Raw genomic sequence first — 5,932 nt, forward strand, 5'->3', positions numbered from 1 at the left:
GGCCATCATCATCTTCGTCTTCCGCGCCATGCCCGGACCCGGTGCCGGCCAGACCTGGTGGATGATCGACGAGCTCGCCTTCGACCAGCAGTTCCTGTCCGTGCTCGCGCTGATCGGCAGCACGCTGGCGCTCGCGGGGCTCTTCATCTTCCGACGCTTCATGGCCGAGCACTCCATTGCCCATGTGGTGGTCTTCCTGACCTTGCTCACCAGCCTCTTCTACCTGCCCATCGTCGGCATGTATTTCGGGCTGCACCACTGGACGGCCGCCGTGACCGGCGGCATCGTCGATGCCCGCTTCATCGCCATCGTGGACACGGCACTGGAGTCGCCCTTGGGCCAGGTCGCCATGGTGCCCATGCTCGCCTGGATCGCCAACTCGGCCCCGGATAACCTCAAGGCCACCTTCTTCGCCGTCATGGCCTCCTTCAGCAATCTGGCGCTCTCGGCGAGCCAGTTGGGCACCAAATATCTCAACGAGATCTTCATCGTCACCCGCGAGGTCAAGGATCCGATCAGCGGCGTGGTGAGTGTGCCCGAGGATTACAGCCAGTTGGGGGACTTGATGATCGCCGCCCTGATCATCGGCTTCGTTCTCCCGCTGACCGCGGTGGCGCTGGTCAAGGTGACGCGGCTGCGCAGCGCCTGATGCGTCGGAAAGCCCCCGCGGAGGTCCGGGCTCGCCTTGCAGCGGTCTTTCCAGGCCGCTATGTTCACAACGTCGCCATCCTTGATATGCGAAGACGCGAGGTCCCGATATGATCACGAGCGCAACCGCACCCCGCCGGGCATCCTCGCTTGCTCGCGTCTTTCGCGTCTCGGTCACGGACTACCATCGCATGGGCGAAACCGGCATCCTCGGACCGGACCTGCGCACCGAATTGATCGACGGGGAGATTGTCGAGATGCCGCCGATTGGACATCCACACGCCGGGACCGTGAAGTTCCTGGCGAACCTCATGAAAGAAACCGTTGGTCGAGACGCGATCGTCGCGGTGCAGGATCCGGTGTGGCTCGACGATCACAGCGAGCCGCTGCCCGACATCGCCTTGCTGCGCCCGCGCCCTGACTATTATCGCAACGGTCACCCGGGACCGGCGGACGTGCTCTTGTTGGTCGAGGTCGCCGACAGCAGCCTGGCCTATGATCGCGAGGTCAAGCTCCCCCGCTATTCGCGTGCCGGGATCCCGGAGGTCTGGCTCGTGGATCTCGCAGGCCGCCGGCTTGCGATCTATCGGCAGCCGACCGCGGACGGGTACTCGGAGATCCGCACTGCAGACGACCTGAACGCAATCGCGTTGCCGCTTGGCTCCGATGTCCATCGGACGATCGATCTCGAGACACTCTTTTAGCACATCGGATCTCGCGGACAACGGAGGTCGCATCATCGAAAAGACAGAGCGCATCGCAGTTATCGGCGCCGGCATGGCGGGCCTTTCATGTGCTCGGCGCCTGGCCGATGCGGGCTACGCGCCCGTGGTCTTCGACAAAGGCCGGGGGATCGGCGGGCGACTGGCTACTCGGCGAACGCCCGAAGGCCTGCAATTCGATCACGGCGCGCAATACGTCACGGCACGATCTGCAGGTTTCGATGCCCTGCTGAAAGAGGCTCGGACCGCCGGGGCCGCAGCGCTCTGGACCGACGGGGCCGAAGGGACAGACGACCGGCCGCATTTCGTGGGCACGCCCGGCATGAACGCACTGGCGAAACATCTCGCCCGGGGCCTGGATATCCGCCAAGGCATCCAAGTGACGGCACTGCGAGAAGCCGGTCGCGGCTGGACGCTGACCCTGCCCGGCGAGGCGCAGGTCTTCGACCGCGTTGTCGTCACCGTGCCCGCGCCGCAACTGTCCGAGCTCCTCGGAACCGAGCATCCGATGTCCCGAGAGGTCGCCGCGGTACGCCTCGATCCCTGCGTGACCTTGATGGCCGCCTTCGACCCCAACGCCCTGCAGCCCTTCATCACCCGCGCCGACCCCGACGACCCGCTGGCCTGGATTGCGCAGGACAGCAGCAAACCGGGGCGATCCGCGTCGGTCTGCTGGGTCGCACAAGCGGGTACGGCCTGGAGCGCAGCACATCTGGATCTGGCCCCCGACGCCCTCGTCGCGCGCATGCTGCCAATGCTTTGCGCCCGCCTCGGCACGGATGCGACCGCCGTTCGATACGCCGCCGCCCATCGCTGGCGCTACGCCCGCGTCCGCGTGCCCTTTGGCCGCCCCTTCGCCCGCGACGCATCCGCCACCCTCTACGCCGGCGGAGACTGGTGCCTCGGCCCACGGGTCGAGGCGGCGTGGTCCAGCGGGGAGGCCATCGCACAAGACATCCTGAACGCATCGATTCCGGAGTGATGCCGCGTGCGGAGTATCGGTCCGGCGGTCCGCAGCGGCCAGAATCCCTCACGCAGCGGCTCGCCCCGAGCGCCAACGGCGTAATTGACGCCAGCCCGGGGCAACGCCCCGGGTCGGAATACAACAGATCAACCCAAGCCCTGAAAGGGCGGGCCAAACCATGCCGCAATCCCTCGCCCGCCTTCATGTCCACCTCGTCTTCAGCACCAAGAACCGCGAGCAGATCATCACCGATGCCGTTCGCGTCGCGTTGCACGGCTACATGGCCACCGTGTTGAAGAACCTCGGCTGCGCTCCCGTGCTCATCAATTCCGTCGAAGACCATGCCCATCTGCTCTTCGACTTATCCAGAACCGTGGCGATCAGTCGAGCCGTCGAAGACGTCAAGAAGGCGTCGTCCAAATGGATCAAAACCCAGGGACCGGAGTTTTCGCCTTTTGCCTGGCAAGCCGGTTACGGGGCATTCGCCGTTTCCGAATCCAACCTCGATTCCGTTCGTGAATACATCGCCAACCAGCGCGAACACCACAGCAAAAAAACGTTTCAGCAGGAATACATGCAATTTCTGGAACGGCATCGAATCGCATTCGATGAACGGTATCTGTGGGATTGAATGCGTATCGAAGGATGGATGCGGACTGAATTTCCGACATCGCGGATACCGGCGATTAGGTCGCCCTTTCAGATACCCAGGGCGTTGCCCCGGACTGACATCGGTCGCGCCTCTGGCGCTGAAGGCTTGCCAGACGATGATCATTGACGGGGGCTACCCCGCACCAGATTAGGTCGCCCTTTCAGGGCTAAATGCCCTTGATCGCTCCAAACCCAGGGCGTTGCCCTAGGCTGACATCGATCGTGCCTTTGGCGCTGGAGACTTGCCAGGCGACGATCTTTGACAGGTGCTACCCCGGGGGCCCGCACCGGTCGCGTCTTTGGGGCCGAAGGCTTGCCAGGCGATGATGTTTGATATTGGCGACACCGGACTGACTCAGGGCGCACGTTGGCGCTCGCATCAAACTGCCCCAACGGGGCTCACCACGTTATCCCGGGGCAACGCCCCGGGATAACGAACCCAACCGTCTTAAGCCCTGAAGGGGCGACCCAGACTCGACCCCCAGACTCGACGGCCAACCGGACGCTTCCGAGCCTACCTGACCCTCACAACTCCAGCGGAATGCTGAGTTGTTGAAGCTCGAGACTGAACCGGGCAAGATCCTCCTCGCTTACAAGCCCGAGGGTGCGTATGAGCATCAATCGGAAAGCGGCGTCCGATCGCGAAGGTCCGTCGAAGGCCGCGACCAGCTTGCGGTCGCGCGCATGGATGAGCTCGTAGACCTTGAGGTACCGCTCGTGCGCGGTCAGTGCCGCGTCGCGGCTGACGGCGTCGATGTCGTCGAGCACCTGCTGACAAAAGCGTTGAAGGGCGGTTTCTCGAACCTGTTTGAAAACCTTCCAATCGGCTTCTCGGATCGTTTTCATGATGGACTCCTCCTCGTAGGGCCATGATTCTAAAGCGCGTCTAGAGCGCAATGCGTCATTTTCACGTTGCGTTTGGCTTAGGAGATATCCTCGATCTCGGTGAGACGCGGTTTAGATGAATGGCCCCGGATCGAGGCGGCAAACAGCCACGCATATGGCGACGACAGGTCTGCCGTGCGGATCGGAGCTGTTCACAATTTCTGCCATAGCGGCACGTGGCGCGGAGCGCCAGGGGCATGCGTGACACCGCGGAGCGGATGTCACGAGGCCCTTCACCCTTCATCCATCATCCCTCGGCCATCAACCCGCTCGCCCGCAAAACCCGCCGCTGCACCGCCTGTTCCAGCACCTGATCCCCGCCCGGCCGCACCAAGGTCAGGTGGGCACGCGCGCGGGTGATGCCGGTGTAGAGCAGCTCGCGTGTGAGGATCGGGCTGAGGGTCTCGGGAAGGACCAGCGCGGCATGTCTGAATTCGGAGCCTTGGGATTTGTGAACGGTGAGCGCATAGACGGTCTCGACCGCCTGGAGACGGCTGGGGAGGATCCACTTGATGCCGTCTTGGCCGTCGCCGGCGGGGAAGGCGACGCGAAGCGTCCAGTCTCGTTCGCCGGGTGCGGGTCGGGTCAAGGTGATGCCGATGTCGCCGTTCATGAGCCCCAGGCCGTAGTCATTGCGGGTGACCAGGACGGGACGCCCCAGGTACCAGCCACTGCTGGCCGGGATGAGCTCCGCGTCGTGCAGTAGGCCGGCGATGCGCTGGTTCAGGCCCTCCACGCCCCAGGGTCCTCGCCGCAGGGCGCAGAGGCATTGAAACCGGCCGTGGGCCTGCAGAACGTCGCGGGCCCAGACATCGTAGGCGGAAGCGTCGGCGTCGCGGGCGGGTTGGCCTTCCCGCAGGGTGTCGAGGTAGTGGCGGTAGCCGTGTCGCGGCAGGTGCGCATCGGTCTGCGCTTGCCGCGATCCATCGCCGCGTTGCGGATCGGCCGGCGGGGTCGCCGCGCCCTCGATCACCAGTGACCTGAAGGCCGCATCCTCGGTGCTGTGGAGCGCGACCAAGGCGAGGTCGGCGTAACCGCGTGTCCAGATGTCGCGGACCTTGGCCGGATCGCCCGCATTGACCGCCTCGGCGAGCTGGCCGATACCGCTGTCGGCCGAGAAGCGGTGACTGTGGCGCAGCATGACGACGGACTGATCGAGCAAGGTACCGGCGGGATCGACGAAGTCCGCGGGGATGTGCTCGCCGGTCGCGCCCTCCAGCCAGTCGCGGGTGTTCGGGGTGTAGTGGCCTTCGCGGGCACGACCGCACAGCTCCCCGAGCACGGCGCCGGCCTCGACCGAGGCGAGCTGGTCCTTGTCGCCGAGCAGGACGAGACGCGCGTTCGCCGGCAGGGCGTCGAGGACGGCGGCCATCATCTCCAGATCGACCATGGATGCCTCGTCGATGACCAGCACATCGAGCGCCAGCGGGTTGCCGGCATGGTGGCGCAGCCGGCGGGTGTCTGGACGGCTGCCGAGTAGACGGTGGAGCGTGCTCACGGTGATGGGGATCGCAGCGCGCACGACCTCGCCCTGTGCAAGGTCGTCGAGCGGCAGGCTGGCGACCGCGGCGGCGATGGATTCGTTCAGACGGGCCGCGGCCTTGCCGGTGGGTGCCGCGAGACGGATGCGCAGGGGGCGCAGTGGCCTCCCGGCTAACCTCTGGTCGGGCAGCGGTTCGGCAAGCGCCAGGGCTTGCAGCAGGGCCAGGAGGCGGACGACGGTCGTGGTCTTCCCTGTACCGGGACCGCCGGTGATGATGCTGAAGGCGCTGCGGGCGGCGAGCGCGCAGGCGAGCTTCTGCCAATCGGCCGTTTGGCCGAGCGTCCGGGCCGGCGGAAAGAGACGCTCGAGCAGCGAGCGCATGGCCTCGATGGGCAGGGCACCCTGAAGGGATTGCGAGCGCGCCGAACGGTCGTCGATACCGGCGCGCACGGCCTGCTCGTATCGCCAATAGCGACGCAGATACAGGCGCGAACCGACCAGGACCAGCGGCGTGTCGCCGACACCGTTGCCGACCAGGTCGGGATGGGCGAGCGCCGCCTGCCAGTCGCGCAGGGTCAG

General features: G+C 65.4%; 5 protein-coding genes and 1 pseudogene. 4 read left to right on the forward strand and 2 right to left on the reverse strand.

Annotation, left to right across the window (positions count from 1 at the left end):
* The 4 genes and pseudogenes from GPT33_RS16500 to tnpA form a co-directional block, all read left to right on the forward strand.
* A pseudogene (locus GPT33_RS16500) lies at positions 1–649 on the forward strand (hypothetical protein); the annotation flags it as partial.
* A 109-nt stretch (positions 650–758) separates the two neighbouring features.
* Positions 759–1,352: a Uma2 family endonuclease gene (locus tag GPT33_RS16505; protein WP_296811045.1), complete on the forward strand. Its 594-nt coding sequence runs from the start codon at positions 759–761 to the stop codon at positions 1,350–1,352.
* Positions 1,353–1,413: 61 nt separating this feature from the next.
* Positions 1,414–2,352 carry an FAD-dependent oxidoreductase gene (locus GPT33_RS16510; RefSeq protein WP_296811054.1) on the forward strand — a complete coding sequence of 313 codons (939 nt, stop codon included), beginning with the start codon at positions 1,414–1,416 and terminating at the stop codon, positions 2,350–2,352.
* Positions 2,353–2,512: 160 nt separating this feature from the next.
* A complete protein-coding gene (gene tnpA / locus GPT33_RS16515) occupies positions 2,513–2,965 on the forward strand; it encodes an IS200/IS605 family transposase (protein ID WP_296811048.1) in 453 nt (150 codons plus the stop codon).
* Positions 2,966–3,510: 545 nt separating this feature from the next.
* On the opposite strand, the gene GPT33_RS16520 is transcribed toward tnpA, so the two are convergent.
* Both GPT33_RS16520 and recD read right to left on the reverse strand, forming a co-directional pair.
* Positions 3,511–3,831, reverse strand: coding sequence for a hypothetical protein (locus tag GPT33_RS16520; RefSeq protein WP_296811050.1), 321 nt, complete (start codon positions 3,829–3,831; stop codon positions 3,511–3,513).
* A 286-nt stretch (positions 3,832–4,117) separates the two neighbouring features.
* On the reverse strand, positions 4,118–5,932 hold a 1,815-nt coding region (gene recD, locus GPT33_RS16525; RefSeq protein WP_296811052.1), incomplete at its 5' end, for an exodeoxyribonuclease V subunit alpha.

The sequence above is a fragment of the Thiocapsa sp. genome (assembly GCF_011390875.1).
GTDB lineage: Bacteria > Pseudomonadota > Gammaproteobacteria > Chromatiales > Chromatiaceae > Thiocapsa.

Coding starts and splice junctions, on each gene's coding strand:
- tnpA (WP_296811048.1), top strand. CDS start 2,513: ATGCCGCAATCCCTCGCCCGCCTTCATGTCCACCTCGTCTTCAGCACC.
- GPT33_RS16505 (WP_296811045.1), top strand. CDS start 759: ATGATCACGAGCGCAACCGCACCCCGCCGGGCATCCTCGCTTGCTCGC.
- GPT33_RS16520 (WP_296811050.1), bottom strand. CDS start 3,831: ATGAAAACGATCCGAGAAGCCGATTGGAAGGTTTTCAAACAGGTTCGA.